Below are 1,250 nucleotides of genomic sequence, written 5' to 3'. Positions count from 1 at the left end.
TCAGGTCCGCTGAGCGGTCACGAATCGTCGGCTCGGCCCGCTCCAGTCGACGCATCGTGACCGTTGGCCGGCGCAGGAGCGGGGAGTCGTGGCCGGCTCGTGCGTGCGGCTTGCGCGTGTCTGGGGTCGTCTCTCCCGCACAGGAGGCCCGGCTCACCTCGTTCTCCACAGGTTCCGGCCGCGCATGGTCGGCTCGGGTGCCCCGCAACGACCATGACGGCATGCCAGCTGCCCGTCGCCTCCCTGCTCCGTTCGACCGATCCAACTTCCGCGTGGCCGATGCAGTGGCGCACGGCATCGATCCGGAACGACTCCGACGCGCCGACCTGGCAGCCCCGGTCCACGGTGTGCGTGCCCCGATCGACTCGGTGGACTTCATCGACGCCGTCGCCCTGGTCATGCGTCCCGACCAGTTCTTCAGTCACACGACCGCCGCCGCGATCTGGGGTGCACCACTGCCGCAGTCGGTGCGCTCGGTCGGGCCGGTGCACGTCTCGACCACGAGGGACGGTTGCCGGATGCGTCGGCCCGGCGTGGTCGCGCACCGCCTGGACCGACCGAGGACCGTCGAACACCGCGGGTTCCTGGTCAGTGTCCCTGCGCAGATGTGGTTCGAGTGCGCCGGTTTGCTCGAACGTGACGCGCTGGTCGCCGTCGGGGATCATCTCGTCGGGGCATCCGGTCTGGCGACGACGGACGACCTCCGTTCCGCGATCCGCCTCGGCACACGCTTCGCGGTCGCTGCTCGGCGCGCGCTGGACCTCGTCCGTGCCGGCGCGGAGTCACCGCAGGAGACCTGGCTCCGTCTGGCAGTGGTCGAAGCGGGGTTTCCCGAGCCGGAGCTGAACGTCGACGTGCACGACGGCGCGGGGCGGTTCCTCGGCCGCGTCGACATGGCGTGGTCGGAGTTCGGCATCGCGTTGGAGTACGACGGCGATCACCACCGCGAGCGCGACACCTTCCGACACGATCAGCGGCGGGACAACGGGTTCGTGGTGAACGACTGGCTCGTGATCCACGCGACGGCATCGGACGCACACCGACCCGCGGTGTTGTTCGAGCGACTCCGCCAGGCGTTCGAGGTCCGAGCGGTCAGAAGTCGTCGGCGGTCGGCGTGACGGCCGCGATCGCCACGCGGACGAATGGTTCGCCAGGCGGTCACGACAGGTCGCTAGCCGGTCGCCGGGCGGTCACGAACTGTCGGTCAGCGATCTCGTGGACGACATGTAGTGACCACTCGGCTGGGTCGG

The 1,250-nt window shown here is 69.8% G+C and carries 1 protein-coding gene; it reads left to right on the top strand.

What is annotated here, in order from left to right:
* Positions 1-221 precede the first annotated feature (221 nt).
* Positions 222-1,118, top strand: coding sequence for a hypothetical protein (locus tag DEJ17_RS17445; RefSeq protein ID WP_146239767.1), 897 nt, complete (start codon positions 222-224; stop codon positions 1,116-1,118).
* The last annotated feature ends 132 nt before the right edge of the window (positions 1,119-1,250 follow it).

The sequence above is a fragment of the Curtobacterium sp. MCSS17_011 genome (genome assembly GCF_003224275.1).
Taxonomy (GTDB): domain Bacteria; phylum Actinomycetota; class Actinomycetes; order Actinomycetales; family Microbacteriaceae; genus Curtobacterium.
This window is presented reverse-complemented; position numbering and strand designations above follow the sequence as displayed.

Bases quoted from the DNA above. Each gene is read 5' to 3' on its own strand.
- DEJ17_RS17445 (WP_146239767.1), top strand. From the start codon at position 222: ATGCCAGCTGCCCGTCGCCTCCCTGCTCCGTTCGACCGATCCAACTTC.